Origin of the sequence: Mesorhizobium comanense (genome assembly GCF_005503535.1) — a bacterium.
GTDB lineage: Bacteria > Pseudomonadota > Alphaproteobacteria > Rhizobiales > Rhizobiaceae > Mesorhizobium > Mesorhizobium comanense.
The window spans coordinates 181261-201124 of record NZ_SCNN01000001.1 but is presented as its reverse complement, the minus strand read 5'-3'; the positions used below and the strand labels follow the sequence as shown (position 1 = coordinate 201124).

Annotated in this window: 17 protein-coding genes; 6 read left to right on the top strand and 11 right to left on the bottom strand. The window is 64.5% G+C overall.

Annotated features, from left to right (window positions below; translation table 11 throughout):
- Positions 1 to 122 precede the first annotated feature (122 nt).
- The 4 genes from FFS37_RS00970 to FFS37_RS00955 form a co-directional block, all read right to left on the bottom strand.
- Positions 123 to 2438 carry a putative bifunctional diguanylate cyclase/phosphodiesterase gene (locus FFS37_RS00970; RefSeq protein WP_137929062.1) on the bottom strand — a complete coding sequence of 772 codons (2316 nt, stop codon included), beginning with the start codon at positions 2436 to 2438 and terminating at the stop codon, positions 123 to 125.
- A 91-nt stretch (positions 2439 to 2529) separates the two neighbouring features.
- A complete protein-coding gene (locus tag FFS37_RS00965; protein WP_137929061.1) occupies positions 2530 to 6009 on the bottom strand; it encodes an indolepyruvate ferredoxin oxidoreductase family protein in 3480 nt (1159 codons plus the stop codon).
- Positions 6010 to 6218: 209 nt separating this feature from the next.
- A complete protein-coding gene (locus tag FFS37_RS00960) occupies positions 6219 to 6749 on the bottom strand; it encodes a hypothetical protein (RefSeq protein ID WP_137929060.1) in 531 nt (176 codons plus the stop codon).
- A complete protein-coding gene (locus FFS37_RS00955; protein ID WP_137929059.1) occupies positions 6742 to 7353 on the bottom strand; it encodes a CGNR zinc finger domain-containing protein in 612 nt (203 codons plus the stop codon). The genes FFS37_RS00960 and FFS37_RS00955 overlap by 8 nt, the downstream gene beginning before the upstream one ends.
- 147 nt (positions 7354 to 7500) lie before the next feature.
- On the opposite strand from FFS37_RS00955, the gene FFS37_RS00950 reads away from it, so the two are divergent.
- The 4 genes from FFS37_RS00950 to FFS37_RS00935 all read left to right on the top strand — a co-directional run bounded on the left by FFS37_RS00950 (position 7501) and on the right by FFS37_RS00935 (position 11990).
- The gene (locus FFS37_RS00950; protein WP_137929058.1) at positions 7501 to 8406 is read left to right on the top strand and encodes a branched-chain amino acid ABC transporter permease; all 906 of its coding nucleotides are present in this window, start codon (positions 7501 to 7503) and stop codon (positions 8404 to 8406) included.
- Between the two features lie 185 nt (positions 8407 to 8591).
- Positions 8592 to 9176, top strand: coding sequence for a TRAP transporter small permease subunit (locus tag FFS37_RS00945; protein WP_137929057.1), 585 nt, complete (start codon positions 8592 to 8594; stop codon positions 9174 to 9176).
- A complete protein-coding gene (locus FFS37_RS00940) occupies positions 9176 to 10948 on the top strand; it encodes a TRAP transporter large permease (protein WP_137929694.1) in 1773 nt (590 codons plus the stop codon). The genes FFS37_RS00945 and FFS37_RS00940 overlap by 1 nt, the downstream gene beginning before the upstream one ends.
- Positions 10949 to 10961: 13 nt before the next feature.
- Positions 10962 to 11990, top strand: coding sequence for a zinc-dependent alcohol dehydrogenase family protein (locus tag FFS37_RS00935; protein WP_137929056.1), 1029 nt, complete (start codon positions 10962 to 10964; stop codon positions 11988 to 11990).
- A 147-nt stretch (positions 11991 to 12137) separates the two neighbouring features.
- Here the strand turns inward: FFS37_RS00935 and FFS37_RS00930 are convergent, their stop codons facing one another.
- A complete protein-coding gene (locus FFS37_RS00930) occupies positions 12138 to 13247 on the bottom strand; it encodes a TRAP transporter substrate-binding protein (RefSeq protein ID WP_137929055.1) in 1110 nt (369 codons plus the stop codon).
- Positions 13248 to 13510: 263 nt separating this feature from the next.
- Between FFS37_RS00930 and FFS37_RS00925 the strand changes: the two genes are divergently transcribed.
- Complete coding sequence (locus FFS37_RS00925; protein ID WP_137929054.1) at positions 13511 to 14284, top strand: gamma-glutamyl-gamma-aminobutyrate hydrolase family protein; 774 nt, start codon at positions 13511 to 13513, stop codon at positions 14282 to 14284.
- Here FFS37_RS00925 and FFS37_RS00920 read toward each other — a convergent pair whose 3' ends face one another.
- The 5 genes from FFS37_RS00920 to FFS37_RS00900 all read right to left on the bottom strand — a co-directional run bounded on the left by FFS37_RS00920 (position 14285) and on the right by FFS37_RS00900 (position 18317).
- On the bottom strand, positions 14285 to 14674 hold the full coding sequence (locus tag FFS37_RS00920) for a hypothetical protein (RefSeq protein ID WP_137929053.1): 390 nt from the start codon (positions 14672 to 14674) through the stop codon (positions 14285 to 14287). It abuts the gene before it with no gap.
- An 86-nt stretch (positions 14675 to 14760) separates the two neighbouring features.
- Complete coding sequence (locus tag FFS37_RS00915; RefSeq protein ID WP_137929052.1) at positions 14761 to 15744, bottom strand: 2-hydroxyacid dehydrogenase; 984 nt, start codon at positions 15742 to 15744, stop codon at positions 14761 to 14763.
- Complete coding sequence (locus FFS37_RS00910) at positions 15741 to 16763, bottom strand: LacI family DNA-binding transcriptional regulator (protein ID WP_137929051.1); 1023 nt, start codon at positions 16761 to 16763, stop codon at positions 15741 to 15743. Before FFS37_RS00910 ends, FFS37_RS00915 begins: the two co-directional genes overlap by 4 nt.
- Positions 16764 to 16825: 62 nt before the next feature.
- The gene (locus tag FFS37_RS00905) at positions 16826 to 17710 is read right to left on the bottom strand and encodes a DMT family transporter (protein WP_171026129.1); all 885 of its coding nucleotides are present in this window, start codon (positions 17708 to 17710) and stop codon (positions 16826 to 16828) included.
- A 199-nt stretch (positions 17711 to 17909) separates the two neighbouring features.
- The gene (locus FFS37_RS00900; protein WP_137929693.1) at positions 17910 to 18317 is read right to left on the bottom strand and encodes a DUF2000 family protein; all 408 of its coding nucleotides are present in this window, start codon (positions 18315 to 18317) and stop codon (positions 17910 to 17912) included.
- A 52-nt stretch (positions 18318 to 18369) separates the two neighbouring features.
- Between FFS37_RS00900 and FFS37_RS00895 the strand changes: the two genes are divergently transcribed.
- Positions 18370 to 19242, top strand: a complete 873-nt coding sequence (locus FFS37_RS00895; protein ID WP_137929049.1) for an AraC family transcriptional regulator — start codon at positions 18370 to 18372, stop codon at positions 19240 to 19242.
- 9 nt (positions 19243 to 19251) lie between these two features.
- Here the strand turns inward: FFS37_RS00895 and FFS37_RS00890 are convergent, their stop codons facing one another.
- Positions 19252 to 19722 carry a MarR family winged helix-turn-helix transcriptional regulator gene (locus FFS37_RS00890; RefSeq protein ID WP_137929048.1) on the bottom strand — a complete coding sequence of 157 codons (471 nt, stop codon included), beginning with the start codon at positions 19720 to 19722 and terminating at the stop codon, positions 19252 to 19254.
- Between the last annotated feature and the right edge of the window lie 142 nt (positions 19723 to 19864).

The window sequence follows — 19864 nt, the reverse complement described above, 5'->3', positions numbered from 1 at the left end:
ACAATAGCGAAGGGCCGGAGGAACCAGAAGCAAAATTGCGAGCTTTTGCGTTTACCCTAAATTAACGTTAACAAATGGTAAACTGCCGGCGTTGAGCGCCTCGGGCGAAGGACGGCTGGTTTTCAGGTGGCGACGCGCTTTGCAACCGGCTGCAATTCGGCGGCGAAGGGCCATGTCACGTTGGACATGGTTTCGATGCCGGAGGCGCTGAGCGCCGCGCCGAAGAGGAAGCCCTGGACCAGATCCGGCTTCACCGAATGGAGCAGGATCTTGAGCTGCTCGAATGTCTCGACGCCCTCGATGGTGACGGTGAGGCCGAGGATGCGGGTAAGATCGACGACGCCCTTCAGCAATTCCAGCGAGCGCGGGTTCTGGGTGACATCCATCACGAAGGAGCGGTCGATCTTGATCTTGTCGAGAGGCAGCTTGTGAAGATAGCTCAGGCTCGAATAGCCGGTACCGAAATCATCGAGGGCGATGCGCACGCCGAGCTGCTTCAGTTCCTCGATGTATTGGCGCGTCTGTGACTTGTCGTCGAGCAGCGCGGTTTCGGTGACTTCGATCTCGAGGCGGCTGGCGGCAAGCCCTGATGCGTCGAGCGCGTCGCGGACCTTGCGGATGACATCGCCATTGCGGAAATCCCGGGCGGACAGATTGACCGAGACGCTGGTCTGGTCCGGCCATTTGGCGCATTCGACGCAGGCCGCATGGAGCACAAACGAGCTGATCTCGGAAATGATACCCATCTCCTCGGCCAGCGGAATGAAGATGCCGGGCGAAATCGGTCCGAGATCGGGATGATCCCAGCGGCACAGCGCCTCGCAGCTGGCGATGCGCATGGTGTTCATCGCCACGATCGGCTGATAGACGACACGCAGTCCCTTGCTCTCCACGGCGCTGCGCAGATCCGCCTTCATCAGCTGACGGTTGCGGAACGCGGCGTCCATGGCCGCCTCGAACAGGCGCCAGCCGTTCTTGCCGAGCTCCTTGGCCTTGTAGAGCGCAAGGTCGGCCTTGACGATCATGGCGTCGACATCGGTTTCCCCGACCTTGGACAGCACCGCGCCGGCGCTGGCCTGGATGCGCAAGCCGTGGCCCGCGACGTCGACCTCGCCCTGCAGATCGGCGAAGATCTGGTCGAGCAGGCCGGCCAGATGGCTCTCATCCTCGACGCGGTCGAAGAACAGCATGAATTCGTCGCCGCCAAAGCGGCTGACGGTGATGCCTTGCCCGGCGATGGCCGCCAGCCGCTCGGCGACGGCATAGATCAGGCCGTCGCCAACGGGGTGGCCGAGCGTGTCGTTGACGCTCTTGAAATCATCGAGATCGACCACGGCCAGACCGCACAGGCGATCGCGCTCGCCGGAAGCCATCAGTTCGCCGACCAGCTCATGGAAATAGGCGCGGTTCGGCAGCCCGGTCAGATTGTCGTAGCGTGCCATGAAGCGGATCTTTTCCTCCGCCTCGACGCGCGCGGTGACATCCTCGAAGGTGATGACGCCCAGCTCCTGGTTGCCCTCGCGGGCGGAGAATTCGTAATGCTGGCCGTTGGAAAAGGAGACCAGCACCTTGCGGTCGCGGCCCTCGCGCAAGGCGCGCGTCAATTGCGCCTCGACATAGCGGCAGTCCTTCGGCGCCAGCATGCCGCCGGCGACGCCGCGCAGCAGCAGCGAATGGATCGAGCGCCCGAGCAGTTGGTCGGGCGACCTCAGCGACATCAGGCGGGCGGCCTCGGCATTGCCGACGACCACCTTGCCGTCGGGGCCAAGCATCACCAGGCCATGCGACATGGTGTTGAGGGCGCGGTTGAAGCGCTGTGCGATCTGGCGTGCCTGCTTGTGTCCGACAACGGCCGAAAACAGCACGTTGCGGACGTGGTCGGCGCTGCCCTTGATGATGAACATGAAGGGGATGATCAGCAGGCCGAGCACGACATGGGGGATGTCGAACCGCAGTATGAGGGCCGCCGCGATCGGCCCCACGAAGGTGACCGCGAAGATCATCACCATGCGCGGCGAGCCGTAATTTCGGCCAACCACGGTCACCAGCGAAGCCATCGTTACCGACAGCGCGCCGATCTCGGCATAGGAGTCCGAGTAGACATAGATGGAAATGAAGCAGAAGAATCCGAGCAGCAAGCCTTGCAAGCTGCCCTTCAGGATGTATTCACGCTCCCATTTGGTCGCATCGGCGGCATCGCGCATCTCGCTGCCCGAGCGGTGGAAACGCCGCAGGCCGAAGTAGCGCCAGACGCCTATGCCGAGCAAGGCGGCGGCCAGAACCAGGAAGATCGGCTGGCCGTTACGCCAGTAGACCATCAGGCTGATGGTAGCGTGGCAAAGCGCGCCGATGATCAGCATGTGCGCGTTGTCGAACAACGAGCGCACAAACTGGATATAAACATCCACAGGGATGTTATCGGTTTTTGTTCTGCCCATTACTGGCGCCCAATGAGCCCCAGCCTTGGCATAGTCCCATTAAAAAACCTTTAGCTTGGGCTGAAACGCCTGATTTCAGGCGCTTTTTCGATCACTCGGCGGCCTGCAGTTCCGACGTTGCCGGTGCCGTTGCCAGGCGCTCGATGAGCCGCTGGCGTTCGCCGGCCGCCTTTTCGGCGCTGGCCTGCCGGACATGCCCGTAGCCGCGGATCAGTGCCGGCACCGAAACCAGGGCGACGGCTGCGTCGGTCCTGCCGGGCGCCAGCGCGCCGGCGACAAGCTGCAGATCGGCCTCGTATTGCTTGAGCAATTGCCGCTCCATGCGCCGCTCGGCGGTGTAGCCGAACAGGTCGAAAATGGTGCCGCGCAGGCCTTTTGCGGCCGCCAACAGGCGAAAACCCTTCATCATCCAGGGGCCAAAGCTCGATTTCCGCGGGCTTCCGTCATTGCCGCGGCGTCCCAGGATCGGCGGGGCGAGATGGAATTCGAGTTTCTCGTAGCTCTGGAACTGCTTGCCGAGTTCGACGGCGAAAGAGCCGTCGGTATAGAGCCGCGCCACCTCGTATTCGTCCTTGATCGCCATCAGCTTGAACAGGTTTCTGGCCGCCGCTTCCGTGACCGCCGTCGAACCGGGCACCGCCCTGGCCTCGGCCACGCGCAAGGCGTTGATGCTGTCGGCATAGCGCTTGCCGTAGGCGGCGTTCTGGTAGGCGGTCAGAAACGCGGTCCGACGGGCGATGATTTCGTCCAGCGTCTGCGCGAGCGGCGCGGCCTGTCCGCCCTTGCCCGGCTGGGCGACGAGGCCGCGTACGAAATCGGGCTGGTGGGCGGCACGACGGCCCCAGCGGAAGGCGGCGATGTTCATGGCCACCGCTTCGCCGTTGAGCTCGATCGCCTTTTCGACGGCTTCGGCCGACAGTGGCAGGCCGCCATGCTGGAAGGCGAAGCCGAGCATGAACATGTTGGCGCCGAGCGAATTGCCGAAAAGGGCAGTGGCCGTGCGGGTGGCGTCGAAGAAATGCGCCTTGTCGTCGCCGGCCGCAGTGCGGATCGCCTTCTTCAGACGCTCGACCGGCAAGGAGAAATCGGCCGAGCGGGCAAACTCGCCGGGCATGATCTCGGCGGTGTTGGCAAGGAAGATCGTATGGCCTTCGCGCACCGCGCTCAGCACCTTCTTGGCACCGGAGACGACGAGATCGCAGCCAAGCACGAGGTCGGCCTTTCCAGCAGAGACGCGGATGGCGTGGATGTCGTCCGGCGTGCGGGCGATGCGGACATGGGTGAACACCGAGCCGCCCTTCTGGGCAAGGCCGGCCATGTCGATCATGCCGCAGCCCTTGTCCTCGAGATGCGCCGCCATGCCGAGCACGGCGCCGACGGTCACCACGCCGGTGCCGCCGACCCCGTCGATGATCGCCGCCCAGCCCTGCTCGCCCAGCGGAAACTGCGCCGGCACCGGCACGCCGTCGAGCGGATCGGTCCTGCCGGCCAGGCCCTCCGCCTTGCGGATCTTGGCGCCGTGCACTGTGACGAAGGACGGGCAGAAGCCGTTGACGCAGGAGAAATCCTTGTTGCAGCTCGACTGGTCAATTTTGCGCTTGCGCCCGAATTCGGTCTCCAGCGGCTGGATCGAGACGCAATTCGACTGCACGCCGCAATCGCCGCAGCCTTCGCAGACCAGTTCGTTGATGAAGACGCGCTTGTCGGGATCGGGAAAGGTGCCGCGCTTGCGGCGGCGGCGCTTTTCGGCCGCGCAGGTCTGATCGTAGATCAGGATCGACACGCCCTTGACGTCGCGAAGTTCGCGCTGGACCAGATCGAGATCGTCGCGGTGATGGATGGTGGCGCCGTCCGGAAACGCGGCCTTGCCCGCATATTTGTCAGGCTCGTCGGTCACGATGGCGATGCGATCGACACCTTCGGCCCGCACCTGCCTGGCGATCATATCCACGGTCAGGCCGCCTTCATGCGGCTGGCCGCCGGTCATGGCGACAGCATCGTTGTAGAGGATCTTGTAGGTGATGTTGGCCTCGCTCGACAGCGCGAAGCGGATCGCCAATGTGCCGGAGTGGTTGTAGGTGCCGTCGCCGAGATTCTGGAAGATATGGTCGCGCTTCGAGAACGGCGCCTGGCCGACCCATTGCGCGCCCTCGCCGCCCATGGCGGTGAAGCCGAGCGTGTTGCGGTCCATCCAGAGCGCCATGAAATGGCAGCCTATGCCGGCGGCGGCGATCGAGCCGTCGGGCACCTTGGTCGAGGAATTGTGCGGGCAGCCGGAGCAGAAGAAAGGCGTGCGCGAACCGATGTCAGTGGCGTCCGCCAGCATCGCCTGGAACTGGCGCAGCTTCGCCACACGCGCCGATATCTCGTCGGAGGGACCGATCGTCTTGACGATCCTTTCGCCGAGCGCGATGGCGATCTCGTTTGGATCGAGCGCGCCCTTGGCCGGGAACAACCAGTCGCCGCGCTCGTCCTTCTTGCCGACGATGACCGGCTGCGAGGCGGTGCCATAAAGGCTTTCGCGCAACTGCACCTCGATCAGCGAGCGCTTTTCCTCGACGACGACGATGGTGTCGAGGCCGCGGGCAAAGTCGGCGATGTGCTGCAGGTCGAGCGGCCAGGGACAGCCGACCTTGAACAGCCTGATGCCGATGCGGTTGGCAGCCGCTTCGTCGATGCCGATATCCTCCAGCGCCTGCCGGACATCGAGATAGCTCTTGCCCAGCGTGATGATACCGAGTTTCGGATTTCTACCGCCCGCATAGACGATGCGGTTGAGACCGTTGGCATGGATGAAGGCGGACGCCGCGGCACGCTTATGTTCGTGCAGCCGCTCCTCCTGGCCGAGCATGTTGATCTCATGGCGGATGTTGAGGCCGCCGGGCGGCATGTCGAATTCAGGAATGACGATGTTCAGCCGCTCGAGCGAAGCATCGACCGAGGCCGTCGATTCGATGTTGTCCTTGACGCATTTGATCGCCGCCCAGGTGCCGGCGAAACGCGACATGGCAAAGCCGTAAAGCCCGTAGTCGATGATCTCCTGCACCCCCGCCGGGTTGAGGATCGGCACCATGGTGTCGACGAAGAGGAACTCGGTGGCGTGCGCGTTGGTCGAGGATTCGGCCATATGGTCGTCGCCCATCAAGGCGAGCACACCGCCATGTCTGGACGAACCGGCAAGATTGGCGTGGCGGAACACGTCGCCGGAGCGGTCGACGCCCGGACCCTTGCCGTACCAGACCGAGAAGACGCCGTCATGGGTGCCTTCGCCCAGCAGTTCCGTCTGCTGCGAGCCCCAGCAGGCGGTGGCGGCCAGTTCCTCGTTGAGGCCCGGCTGGAAGACGATGTCGGCCTGGGCAAGCTGTTTCTTGGCCTTCCACAGCTGCATGTCGAGGCCACCGAGCGGCGAGCCGCGATAGCCGGAGACGAAGCCGGCGGTGTTCAGACCGGCGCGGCGGTCGCGCTCGCGCTGCATGAGGAGCATGCGGATGACCGCCTGCGCGCCGGACAGGAAGATGCGCTCCTTTCCAAGATCGAACTTGTCGTCAAGGGCGACATCATGCAGCGTCATCAGGCATTTCCTCTGCGAAGGCTGCACGGACGGCAGCCAACGTCGGGATCGGATGACGCATCCTTTCTCCCCTTGCAAGGCAGGTCAAACAAAATCGGAGAGACCAGTGAACGCGCAACAAACGGTTCACGCGGGTGGCTGATCACGCAGGAAAGGGGACTCCGACAGGGCGGCCGCGCACGAAAATTCCGACAGGAGCCATGCCGGCGTCAGCCGGCTTTCGAACAATCCGGCTTCGGCTCGCCCGGCAGCTTGCCATCGGGGTGGCCGGCGAGATCGGGATTGGCCGTATAAAGCTGGTCGATGACCAGCGGCCGGTCGGGCAGGATCGACTGATCTTCCGTCGACATCAGCGTGGTGTCGATCTTCTGCAGCACCGTGCCGTCCGCGCCCTTGATGCTGATTGCGATCGCATAGGGTTTGTTCTTGACGATGCAGGTCAATGCCGGGCTCTCCAGGCTCACCTTGTCGAGCTTCGGCCACACCTTCTGCTCGACCACGATCGGGTCGCCTCCGGCAGGGTTCTGGAAGCTGGCTACCACCACCTGGCCCTCGCCCATCGGCTGCAATGGCCGCAGCGTCACCACATAGGTCGCCCTTGCGAGGCGGTAGTTGAAGATGAATATCTTGCCCGAGACCTCGAACAGCTTGCCCTCCCCGCCGGTGTCGCGGCAGGCGCCGAGTGCCATGGCCGCGACCAGCATGGCGGCAGCGAGCGAACGCGCAAGACCTCTAGGCATCCTTGACCTCATGGGCCGCCATCCTGCGGCGGCGATAGTGACGGCTCGCCTTCTGCCTGTTGCCGCACACCGCCATGTCGCACCAGAGACGGCTGGAATTGCGGCTTCTGTCGACGAACAACCATGTGCAGTTGGGGCAGATCCTGAGCCGCGCGACCGTGTCGTCGCGCAACAGCGAAAGCGCCGAAACCGCCAGCGCGGCCTCGAAGGCTATCGGCGTCGCCGGATCGCCGAACGGCCTTCCCGCCCCGCCGATCCCTGTCTGGCTGCCGGCGAGACCATCGGCACAGGCGCGCAGAAATCCGGGCAAGTCCGTCGTGGAAACCGCGCCGTTCGACACCGCGCCGCGAAACAGCCGGTCGGTCGCCTCGCGGATCGACAGCACGACAGGCGCGATGGCCTCAGGCGAGCGTACGGCCAGCCGCCGGTCGCCGAGCTCGGCGGCGCGAAAACCGCTGGCGGCCTCGGCGAAGCGGGCGATTTCGGCCCGATCGTCGAAGCGATCGAAGGTGCGTTGCGGATCGCCGCGCAACACGACGGTGTTCGCCGTATCGAGCGCGAGCAGGCCGCCGGTGAAGCGATGCGGGGTCCAGGCAACTGTCATTCCTGAAATCTAACCAATAAATCGCATTTGACAAGTTAGATTCGGCGATGCAAACCTCACCTTCACGCGTGATATGCTTGCCGGCGCCTTGGGTGTGCCGTTATCCCCAGCGCCGGGCATTTCGGGCAACATGCTTCGAGGTTGTGCATGCTCTACTTCTTCCAGCAGGTGCTGAACGGGCTGCATTCGGGCGCGCTCTATGCGCTGCTCGCCTTCGGCTACGTGCTGACCAACGGCATCCTGCACCGCACCAACCTTGCCTATGGCGCGCTGTTCGCCTTTTGCGGCCAGACGATGATCCTGACCGTCGCCTTCGGCTATCAGGTGCTGTGGCTGACGGTGCTGGCATCGGTGCTGCTCGGCGTCGTGGCGGCATTCCTCTATGCCGCGCTGCTGAGCCATGTCCTATCGCGCAGCGTCTTCGAGCCGCTGGCCGACCGCACGCCCAATGCCATCGTCGTGACGACGCTCGGCATCCTGATCGTCCTGTCGGAGGCGAGCCGCATCGCTGCCGATACGCATGACCTGTGGCTGCCGCCCATGCTGGCGCAGCCCATCGTCTTCGCGCAAGGCGCCGGCTTCAAAGCGACGTTGACGCTGATCCAGGTGCTCGACTGCGCATTCGTCCTGGCAGCGGTCGCCCTTGCCACATGGGCGTTCGCCCATTCGAATTTCGGCCGGGCCTGGCGCGCCGTTTCCGACGACCCCAGGGCCGCCGCCCTATGCGGCGTCGATGTCCGGCGCGTGTTCCGGCACGCCGTGCTGTTCGCCGGCTTCTGCGCCGCGCTGGCCGGCATCATGGCCAGCCTCTACTACGGCAATGTCAGCTTCGGCTCCGGCCTCGTCTACGGGTTGAAAATCCTGTTCGTGACGTCGGTCGGCGGTTATCTGTCGCCGCCCAGGGCAGCGTTGGGCGCGGCCGCCTTCGGCATGGCCGAATCCTTGTGGGCCGGTTACTTCCCGATCGAATGGCGCGACGCCTGGATGTACCTGTTCCTGGTCGCCATGCTGATCCTGATCGGCGCCGGCCGCGACCAGGCCAAAATCGCCTGACCGCATCAGACTTTGGTTGCATGACGCCGGGGCAAACCGCAGCCGCCCGGCACCGCCTTCCGTCCCATGCCGTTTCGCCGCTTCCATGCTGGTTGACCCGTCCGGCCACGCACGGCATACCGTTGGGCCACGCGGCGTGACGACAGAGGGGAAACCGGCACGCAGCGACAAAAGGGAGGGACTGCATGGAAGGGCCGCTCGCTCTGTCGCGGGGCATCGACCGCCTCAATGAATTCATCGGCAAATCGGTATCCTGGCTGATCCTGCTGGCAATCCTGGTCAGCGCCGGCAACGCCGTCATCCGCAAGGTCTTCGACACATCCTCGAACGCATGGCTGGAACTGCAGTGGTACCTGTTCGGCGCGGCCTTCATGCTCGCCGCCGCCTACACGCTGAAGCAGAACGAGCATATCCGCATCGATATCATCTACGGGCTGTTTCCGCGGCGCGTGCAGCACTGGATCGACCTGCTCGGCCACCTCCTGTTCCTGATGCCGTTCGTGACGCTGATGGTGTTCTACTTCGTGCCCTATGTCAGGCTGTCCTTCCACAGCGGCGAGATGTCGACCAATGCCGGCGGGCTGATCGTGTGGCCGGCCAAGGCCATCCTGCTGGTCGGCTTCTTCCTGCTGGCGCTGCAAGGCATTTCCGAGATCATCAAGAAGATCGCCATCATGCGCGGCATCATGGATGATCCCAACCCATTCATCTCGGCGCATGAGCAGGCCGAACTCGAAGCCAAGGCGCTGGCCGAGGAGGTGCGCTCGTGATGGAGTTCATCGCCTTGAACATGGCGCCCATCATGTTCGCCTCGCTGATCCTGTTCATGCTGATCGGCTACCCCGTGGCCTTCTCGCTCGCCGCCAACGGGCTGCTGTTCTTCGTCATCGGCGTGGTTCTGACGCCCTATTCGGGCGGCGCGATCAACCTTGCCTGGCCGCTTCTCTACGCCTTGCCGGACAATTTCTACGGCAGCCGCGTGATGTCGAACGACACGCTGCTGGCCATTCCGTTCTTCACCTTCATGGGCATCGTGCTCGAGCGATCGGGCATGGCCGAGGATCTGCTCGACACGATCGGCCAATTGTTCGGGCCGATCCGCGGCGGTCTCTCCTATGCCGTGATCTTCGTCGGCGCGCTGCTGGCGGCAACCACCGGCGTGGTGGCGGCCTCCGTCATCGCCATGGGCCTGATCTCGCTGCCGATCATGCTGCGCTACGGCTACGACCGCAGGCTGGCATCGGGCGTGATCGCCGCGTCGGGCACGCTCGCCCAGATCATCCCGCCCTCGCTGGTGCTGATCGTGCTCGCCGACCAGCTCGGCCGTTCGGTGGGCGACATGTATGCGGGCGCGCTGATCCCCGGCCTCGTCCTGACCGGGCTTTACGCGCTCTACATCCTGTTCATGTCGGTCTTCCGGCCGAAAATGGTACCGGCGCTGCCACTCGAGGCGCGCACGCTCGGCCATGGCGTGACGTCGCTGCTGGTGGCGCTGGCGGTGGCGGTGGCCGTCTCCTACGCCGCCTACCGTTACCTGGCGCCGACCCATGGCGACGATGCCGACATCCTTGGCGCCTGCGTCGGCGTGATCCTGATCTATATCGTCGCGATCGCCGACAGGCGGCTCAACATCAACATGATGTCGCGGCTGGCACAGCAGGTCGTCATCGTGCTGATCCCGCCGCTGGCGCTGATCTTCCTGGTGCTGGGCACCATCTTCCTCGGCATCGCCACGCCGACCGAAGGCGGCGCCATGGGCGCCGTCGGCGCACTGGCCATGGCCGCCGCCAAGGGCCGGCTGTCGCTGGAGGTGATCAAGCAGGCGCTGGCCTCGACGACGAGGCTGTCATCCTTCGTGCTGTTCATCCTGATCGGCGCGCGCGTGTTCTCGCTCACCTTCTACGGGGTCAATGGCCAGATCTGGGTCGAACATCTCTTGACCTCGCTGCCGGGCGGCGAAGTCGGCTTCCTTATCGGCGTCAACATTCTCGTCTTCTTCCTGGCCTTCTTCCTCGATTTCTTCGAACTGGCCTTCATCATCGTGCCGCTGCTGGCGCCCGCCGCCGACAAGCTCGGCATCGACCTGATCTGGTTCGGCGTGCTGCTCGGCGTCAACATGCAGACCTCCTTCATGCATCCGCCGTTCGGCTTCGCGCTGTTCTATTTGCGTTCGGTGGCGGCGCGGGTGCCCTATCTCGACAGGATCACCGGCAAGCAGATCGCACCGGTCACCACGGGCCAGATCTATTGGGGCGCGGTGCCGTTCGTCTGCATCCAGGTGGTGATGATCGGCCTGACCATCGCCTTCCCGCAAATGGTGATGCGCTACAAGGGCGACACGGTCGACCCTGGCACGATCGACTACAAGGTGCCCGAGGTGCCCGGCCTGTCACCGCTCGGCGCGCCACCCGCCAATGGCGGCGCGGCACCGGCAGCCCCAGGAAGCCCTGATCTGTCGCAGCCTCCAAGTTTCGGCGACGCGCCGCCGGCCAAGCCGGCAACGCCGGCGCCCGACCTGTCGCAACCGCCGAACTTCAACTGATGGAGGCACAGCCATGAAAGCCGTAAGGCTCGAAGCGGTTGGCAGCATCACGCTGCGCGACATCGCCAAGCCTGTCCCCGGACCGGACGATCTCCTGGTGCGGATCGAGGCCTGCGGCGTCTGCGGCACAGACCGGCATCTGTTCCATGGCGAGTTTCCCTGCCGGCCTCCGGTGACGCCCGGACACGAATTCTCCGGCATCATCGAGGCCGTCGGAGCCGGCGTGTCGGGATTTTCGATCGGCGACCGTGTCACCGGCGATCCCAACATCGCCTGCGGGCGCTGCGACCATTGCCATGCCGGCCGGATCAATCTGTGCCGCAATCTCAACGCCATCGGCATCCACCGCGACGGCGGCTTCGCCGATTATGTCGTGCTGCCGCAGAAACAGGCCTTCCTGCTCCCCGCCGGCTTGCCGCCGACCCATGGCGCGTTCTGCGAGCCGCTCGGCTGCTGCCTGCATGGCCTCGATCTTGCCGGGATCAGGCCGGGCGGCTCGGTGGTGGTGCTTGGCGGGGGCGTCATCGGCCTGCTCACCGTGCAGCTGGCGCGGCTGGCCGGCGCCTCGACCATCATCCTGTCGACCAGACAGGCCTCACGGCGCGCGCTTGCCGAAGAACTCGGCGCGACGTCGACGGTCGACCCTTCAGCCGGCGATGTCGTGGATATGATCTGCGGGCCGGCAGGCTTGATCCCGGGCGGGGTCGATGTCGTGTTCGAGTGCGCCGGCGTGCGGGAGACCGTCGAACAGTCGATGCGGCTGTCCAGGGCCGGCGGCACGGTCGTTATTGTCGGCGTGACGCCGCAAGGCATGAAAGCTGAGTTCGAGCCGTTCGACCTGTTGTTTCGCGAGCTGAAGGTGCTGGGCTCCTTCCTCAATCCACACACGCACCGCCGCGCGGCGGAGCTGATCGCATCCGGCGCGATCGAGATCGACCGGCTGATCTCCAGACAGGTGCCGCTGGAAGAAGCTCCGGCCGTCATCGCCAACCCGCCGGCGCCCGGCGAGGTCAAGGTGCTGGTGGTGCCGGCGCGGGTCTGAGGTGCATTGCAACGTTAGCGATTGGCGAACCCGCCGATGACGGCTCCCCTCTCCCCGTCACCATACGGGGAGAGGATGCCGGCAGGCAGGTGAGGGGCAGCGCCAATGCCCGACAGACAGGCACGAGATCGGGGCTTCCCCCCCGCGCTACAGCTTGCCGTTGCGCTGCTGCACCATCATGAAGGTGTCGTAATTGTACTCGGCCACCTGCGCCCAGAGATAATGCTCCTTGCGGAAGCCCTTGATCGATTCCCAGATCTTCTTGAAGGGCGCGTTGGACGCTTCCATTTCGGTATAGACCTCATTGGCCTTTTCGAAGCAGGCGGCCATGATGTCCTGGCTGAAGGGACGCAGTTTGGCGCCGCCCGCCACCAGCCGCTTCACCGCCGGCGGATTTACATAATCGTATTTCTGCAGCATGTCGGCGTCGGTGGCCTGCGCGGCCGTGCGCAGCAGCGATTTGTAAGTCGGCGAAAGCTCTTCATATTTCGCCTTGTTGAACATCAGATGGACGGTCGGGCCGCCTTCCCACCAGCCGGGATAGTAGTAATAGGGCGCGACCTTGTAGAAGCCGAGCTTCTCGTCGTCATAGGGGCCGACCCATTCAGCGGCGTCGATGGTGCCCTTTTCCAGCGCCGGATAGATGTCACCGCCGGCGATCTGCTGCGGCACGACGCCGAGCTTCTGCACCACCTTGCCGGCGAAACCGCCGATGCGCATCTTGAGGCCGGAGAGATCGGCGACCGTGTTGATCTCCTTGCGGAACCAGCCGCCCATCTGCACGCCGGTGTTGCCGCCGGGCAGGCCGAACAGGCCTTGCGTGGCCAGGAATTCGTTGAACAGGTCGATGCCGCCGCCATGGTAGTGCCAGGCGTTCATGCCGCGCGCGTTGAGCGAGAAGGGGACCGCGGCGCCCAGCGCCCAGGTGGGGTCCTTGCCCCAATAGTAATATGCCACCGTGTGGCAGGCCTCGACCGTGCCGGCCGTGGTGGCGTCGGCGGCTTGCAGGCCGGGCACCAGTTCGCCCGCGGCAAAGACCTGGATCTGGAAATTGCCGTCGGTGGCTTCCGACAGCATCTTGGAGAAGACCTCCGCGCCGCCATAGATGGTGTCGAGCGACTTCGGGAAGGACGACGCCAGCCGCCATGTCACCTTGGGATTGGATTGGGCGATGGCGGGCGCGGCGAGCGTGGCCGCCGCCGCGGCGGCGCCGACGCCTGTGACGCCTGCCTTGCGGATGAATGAACGACGATCCATGAAGTTCCTCCCTTTTGGATCAACAGACCGACGTTCGAGAATTCCTCGGCTCCCGCATCGGTCGGCCGAAACAATACACAGGCGAGATATGTAGTCCAGCACAGCGGCCGGATTTGGCGATCAGCCCGTGCGAACTTGCAACTATAGTCTAACGGATGGTTTCGTGGCCCATTCGACACGCCGTAACTTGGCATGGAAAAATGCCTTGAGATCGCCTATTTTGCAGGCGATATACCCGTGTCCAGCTGGAAACCCGATCCAAAATGCATCAGCCGCTCGTCGCCATATCGACCGACGTCCGTCAGTTCGATAACTACACCTGGCATGCCGCCCCGCAGCAATATCTGGAAGCGGCGATCACGGGAGCCGGTGTCTTCCCCCTGCTCGTGCCTTCCTTCGGCGGCCGGCTCGACTTCGACGAACTTCTGGCTTCCGTCGACGGGGTCATGCTCACCGGCTCGAAATCCAATGTCGATCCCTCGCTCTATGGCGGCGATGCCAGCGAGGCGAATGGTCCCTATGACCCCGCGCGCGACTCCACCACGCTGCCGCTGATCCGCAAGGCGATCGAGCGCGGCGTGCCGCTGCTTGCCATTTGCCGCGGCATCCAGGAGTTGAACGTGGCGCTTGGCGGCACGCTTGGCACCGAAATCCAGGAACGCGAGGGCTCGCTCGACCATCGCGCGCCGGTGAGCGATATCCAGGACGAACGCTTCGCCATCCACCAGACCGTTTCGATCAAGCCGGGCAGCTGCCTTGCCGGCGTTTTCGGCCCCGGCGACATCAAGGTCAATTCGTTGCACCGCCAGGCGATCGACCGACTTGGGTCGAAGCTGGAGATCGAGGCCGTCGCCACCGATGGCACGGTCGAAGCGGTGTCGGTCAAGGGCGCCCGCGCCTTCGCCGTCGGCGTTCAGTGGCATCCGGAATACTGGGTCAAGTCCGACAGCATATCGGTCAAGATCTTCCGGGCCTTCGGTGACGCGGTGCGCCTGCATGCGGCCGCCAGAGCGGGCGCGCGGGCGGCGGCGGAGTAGTCAGTTGCCGGCGGCCGCGAGTGACAGCAGCGGCATGGCCGGAGCGTAGGATTCATAGCCATCGCCATCGGCAACAGCGAAGGTGACGATCGGATCGATGCCGTCGGCGCTGAAGGCAACGCTTCCGTCCTGCGCTTCGCGCCAGAACTTCGCCCGTTCGATTCCTGGCAGGAGCCGGCGGCAATTCTGTGCAACCGTCAGCAGCGACAAATCCTGCGAAACCGAGGCGCCGCGCGTGACCGAGCAGACCCCTTCGTCGCCGTTGGCAATGAGCCTGTAGGTATTGGCCGGCGCGACCTCATCGGCGGTGCTTTCCCCGCCGCCGCCGTTAAAGAGCTGCACGCCGCCAAACAGGGCGGTGGCGGCGATCAATGCGGAGAGGATTTTCATTCTGGCCTTCACCCAAGCGCGAACACTGGATGAAGAATGATTTCAAAGGGTTAAGCCGACGTTAATAAATGTGGCGGGGCCAGGTCTCAGCCTTGTGCCTTTACATGCGCCGTCTCGGGCACCGGCGTCAGCGGCCGCCGTTCGGTGAACCACGATATGAGATTGTCGACGCACAGATCCGCCATGGCGCGCCGCGTATGTTCCGACGCGGAGCCGACATGCGGCAACAGGCTGGCATTGGGCGCATCGAGCAGCGCTTGCGGCACGTTCGGTTCGCTGGCGAAGACATCGAGCCCGGCGGCTGCGATCGTGCCTTCGGCAAGGGCCGCCGCCAGCGCCGCCTCATCGACCGTGCTGCCGCGACCGATGTTGATGAAGACGCCCTTCGCGCCAAGGGCCGACAGGATTTCGGCATTGACCGCCTTTTGGGTCGAAGCGCCGCCAGGGGCCACTGAAATCAGCGTGTCGACCGCTTCGGCGAGACCTTTGAGCGTTGCGTGGTAGGGGTAGGAAAGACCTTCGACACAGCGGCGGTTGTGATAGGAGACCGGCAGTCCGAACGCCTCCAGCCGCCGCGCGATGGCCTGCCCGATGCGGCCCATGCCGAAAATGCCGACGCGGCGCGTGCGCAAGGTCAGCCGGCTCAGCGGATAGTTGCCCTTGCACGCCCAGCTGCCGTCACGCAGCCACGTCTCGGCTCGCGGCAGGTCGCGGACGGTGTTGATCAGCAGCCCGACGGCGGTGTCGGCGACTTCCTCGGTCAGCACGTCGGGCGTGTTGGTGACCATGATGTTCTTCGCCTGGGCATGGCCGACATCGACCGAATCATAGCCTACGCCGAAGGAGGCGACGAGTTCGAGGTTGGGCAGCGCATCCATCATCGCCGCGTTGATGCCCGCAAACGAGGCAATGCCGCGCACCGTGCGGCGCATCTCGTCTGTAACCAGCGCCGCATCGGCACGCTCGATGCCGATACGCCTGAACGTCCCCTCGATGCGATCGGCAGCATGGCCGGTGAAGTCCGCCGGCACCAGAATGGCGACGGCTTTCAATTCTTCAGCCCCGGTCATGCACGCTCCACCGGTTTGCCGGTCGACTGGCGCACATGCAGCTCCGGCTTGATCAGTTCCTGCGAGGGCCGCACCGTCTGCCCGTTGAGCTTGTCGAGCAACGCGCTGGCGGCGCGGCGGCCAACCTCGCGCTGGCCGTTCCAGACTGTGGTCAGCGCCGGCGTGGCGATCGCCGCCTCTTCGAGATCGTCATAGCCGGTGACGGAAATGTCGATCCCGGGCACCAGCCCGGCCCGGGCTATGCCGTTCATCAAGCCGATGGCGACGAGGTCGTTCCAGCAGCATGCCGCCGTCGGCCTGTCCTTCAGCGCCAGGAACTGCCCGGCTGCCTCGAAGCCGGCCTGCTTGGTGCGCGGGCCTGATATGCGCCAGGACGGCCTGACCTCAAGCCCAGCCGCCTCCATGGCGTTGACATAGCCCTGGTAGCGGTCGCGGCCGGTCGAGGTCTGGTCGGTGCCGCCGATCATGGCGATGCGCTTGTGGCCGAGCGAGATCAGGTGATTGGTGGCGAGCCCCGTTCCATAGGCATCGTCGCCACGAAAAACCGGCACGTCGGCGCCTTCGACCGTGCGCGCGATCAGCACCGCCGGCAGGCCGTTCTCCTGTGCCATCAATATGTCGGAGGCAGGCGTGCCGATGGCCGGAGACATGATGACGCCATCGGCGCCGAGCTGCAGCAACGTGTCGATGAAGGTGCGCTGCTTTTCCAGCTGGTCGTAGTGATTGGAGAGGATGAAGGTCTGCCGGCTGCGGTCGAGCTCGCTTTCGATCGAGCGCAATATCTCGGCGAAGAACGGGTTCATGATGTCGTGCACGACCACGCCGACAATGCCCGAGCGCGAGGTACGCAGGCTTGCGGCGCGGCGGTTGTAGATATAGCCGATGGCGCGCGCATGTTCCTTGATGCGGTCGCGTGTCGAGCCGGCAACCAGCGGGCTGTCGCGCAGCGCCAGCGAAACCGTGGCCGTGGACACGCCGAGCGCATCCGCGATCGTCGACAGCTTGATCTTCTGTGCCAGCCTTCGCTCCCCGGGTTTTTAAACTTTTTAAACGCGGCGTTATGCCATTGATCAGGGGCAAGTCAAAGTTTTTTTGCCAGCGCCTCGGCCTCGACATCGGAGACAGCCCGGCTGCGCAGCCGAAGCCGGTGCTCGCGGTGGACGATGTAGAGGCCGCTGGCGACGATGATGGCGGCACCGAGGAGCGTCCAGCGATCAGGAAACTGGTTGAAGACGATCCAGCCAGAAATGATCATCCACACCATCTGCGAATAGGGATAGGGAGCGAGCGCCGTGGTGGTCGCCCGCCGGTAGGCCTGCACCAGCAACCAATGCCCGACACCGCCGAAAACGCCGAGCATCAGCAGCACGAACCAGTGCCAGCCATCATGCGGCAGCGAGAAGGAGAACGGCAGCATCGGCAAGAGCAGCACGGCGGGCGCCAGCGCCGAGAACAGGATCAGGCTTTCCGGCGTCTCGGTCGCCGACATGCGCCGCGTCATGATGACATAGAAGCTGTTCGACAGCATCGAACCCAGTGCGAAGAGGTGGCCTACGCCGAAGACGCCGACGCCCGGCCTGGTGATGATCAGAACACCGGCGAAGGCAGTCAGGATGGCCAGCCAGCGCCGCCAGCCGGCCCATTCGCCAAGCAGCGGGCCGGCGAGAGCGGTGATCACCATCGGTCCGAAGAAATAGATCGACGTGGTCTCGGCCAGTTGCAGCGAGCGCAGGGCGAGCACGTTGAAGATGGTCGAGCCGAACAGGAACGCGCCGCGCAGCACATGCGCCGGCAGGTTGGCGGGGCGAAACCGCGCCGGCTCGCGCCAGCCGCGCAGCAATGCCCCGACCAGCACCACATGGACGGCGAAGCGCACCCAGGCGACGACCAGCACGGAAACGCCGGCAAGGACGAGATATTTGCTCGATGTGTCGAGGAAGGTGAAGAAGACGTAGGTGGTGAGCATGCACAGGATCGCCACCGGCGGCGTTGCGCTTTCGACATATCTTTGGGAAGGATTCACGTGCAGGCCGGGGTAAAAGCTGGGCTGGAGCCCACCTTTGCGGGAATTGAAGCCTTCGGGCAAGCCAATTGTCCTACCGCCGCCGCGCCGCGGCCAGTTGGCACAACAACAGTCGCCGTCAGGCTTAGCTCCAGCCAGGCTGCTATGCATGCATGCGGGCGCCCTTGGTGATCTTGTCGACCACCTTCTTCTCGGCGCGCAGCGCGATGCCGACCACCTTGGCGTCCTCGGGCGCGAACTGGGCGAAGACGGCGCGGTTGGCGGCGTCGAGGCCCGTGGAAAACATCTCCTCGACATAGAGAGAGACTGTCACGCCGCGCTCCAGCGTGCGCCGATGGATCGCGGCGAGCGTATCCTGGTCGGCCGAGAGCACGATCACGGGTTGGACCGAAAGGGGGTTGTAGAGATTGCCGGCGCGATCGCGGTAGGGTTCCCCGATGATGCCCGGAAACTGCGCGACGATGCCGCTGGTCAGGAAGGCGGTAACGTTGAGTTTCTGCCAGATGGGCAGGTCTTCACGCAGGACGATTGCAAATTTCGTGTCGAACATGAGAAAATGGACCATTCGAGATGAAGCCCCGATTTCGAGGCTGAAGGAGACGATGTCGTTCGAACTAGACCGCCAGGCCTTCGAGGGTCTTGGACGTTTGTGCGCGGATGCGGCGGAGAACTGCATCATCTCCGCTTCCGATCCCGCCGGCATGGAGCGCATCGAGGCGCGGTTCCACGGAAGCGCCTTCGATCCGCATCGCCACGACACCTACGCGATCGGCGTGACGCTTCAGGGCGTGCAGACCTTCCGCTATCGCGGCGCGACGCGGGTGAGCCTGCCGGGCCAGATCATCGTCCTGCATCCGGACGAATTGCATGATGGCGGCGCCGGCACCGAGGAAGGCCTGCGCTACAGGATGCTCTATCTCGAGCCATCATTGATGCTCAGATGCCTGGACGGCGCCTCGCTGCCCTTCGTGAAGGAGGGTGTCGTGACGGACGACGCCTTCTGCGCCACGCTGCTTTCGGCGCTCGGGCCGCTGGAGCAGGAACTGGACGAGCTGTTCGTCGACGATTTCCTGGCCGAGTTGATGCAAAGCGTGACGCGGCATGCCGGCCAACCGGCAAAGCGGATGGCCGGCACGGCATGGCGTGCGGCGATGCTGGCGCGGGACTATCTCACGGAAAATGCCGTTCGCCCGGTGCGCTCGGACGAATTGGAAGCGATCACGGGGCTCGACCGTTATGCGCTGTCACGGCACTTCCGCGCGGCGTTCTCGACCAGCCCGCATCGTTTCCTGGTAATGCGCCGGCTTCAGCGGGCGCGGCGGCTGATCGCGGCTGGCGAGCCGCTGGCGCAGATCGCGGTCGACGCCGGCTTCACCGACCAGAGCCATTTCAACAGGCAGTTCAAGAAGGCGTTCGGCATGACGCCGGGACGCTGGGCTTCGCTGATCCGCAATCAGGCGCAGGCCGCGGCCTGACCGCTGCTGTCAGTCGTCCGACTCGGCGTCGTCGTCGACCAGCACCAATTCCTCGTTGGAGAGGTTGGCCTCGATGCGGGCAAGCAGCTTGAAAAGGGCCTTCTGATCCTTCTTGTCGAGGCCCTTCAGCGCCTGCTTTTCGGTCTTCTTCACCGACTTTTCGATGGCGCGGATGGTTTCGCGGCCGCTGTCGGTCAGGAAGATATGCGCCTGGCGGGCATCGGCTTCCGACGCGCGCTTTTCCAGGAACCCCTGGGCCTGCAGCCGGTTGATGGTCTTGGTGATGGTGGGCGGTCGCACGCCCAGGCGGCCGGCGAGATTACCCGGCGTCTGGCCGTCCTCGCGGTCGAGCGCCAGCATGATCTGGTCCTGGCCGGCATAGAAGCCATGCGCCAGGAGCCGGGCCGCCAGCGCGGTCCTTGCCAGCCGTGCCGCCGAATGCAGCCGGCTCATCGTTGCAGTCTTGTCCGCCTTGGCCATGGTCATCCCTCTTCGGCCGTACCGGTGCGCATAGCATAGACGCAGCCGGCCGGTTGGCAATCGACGATCGAAAAGATTCCGGCGCTCGAAACAGCTTTGCCGGCAAGCATTGCGGTGTCCGCCGTGGTGATGCCAGATGTTT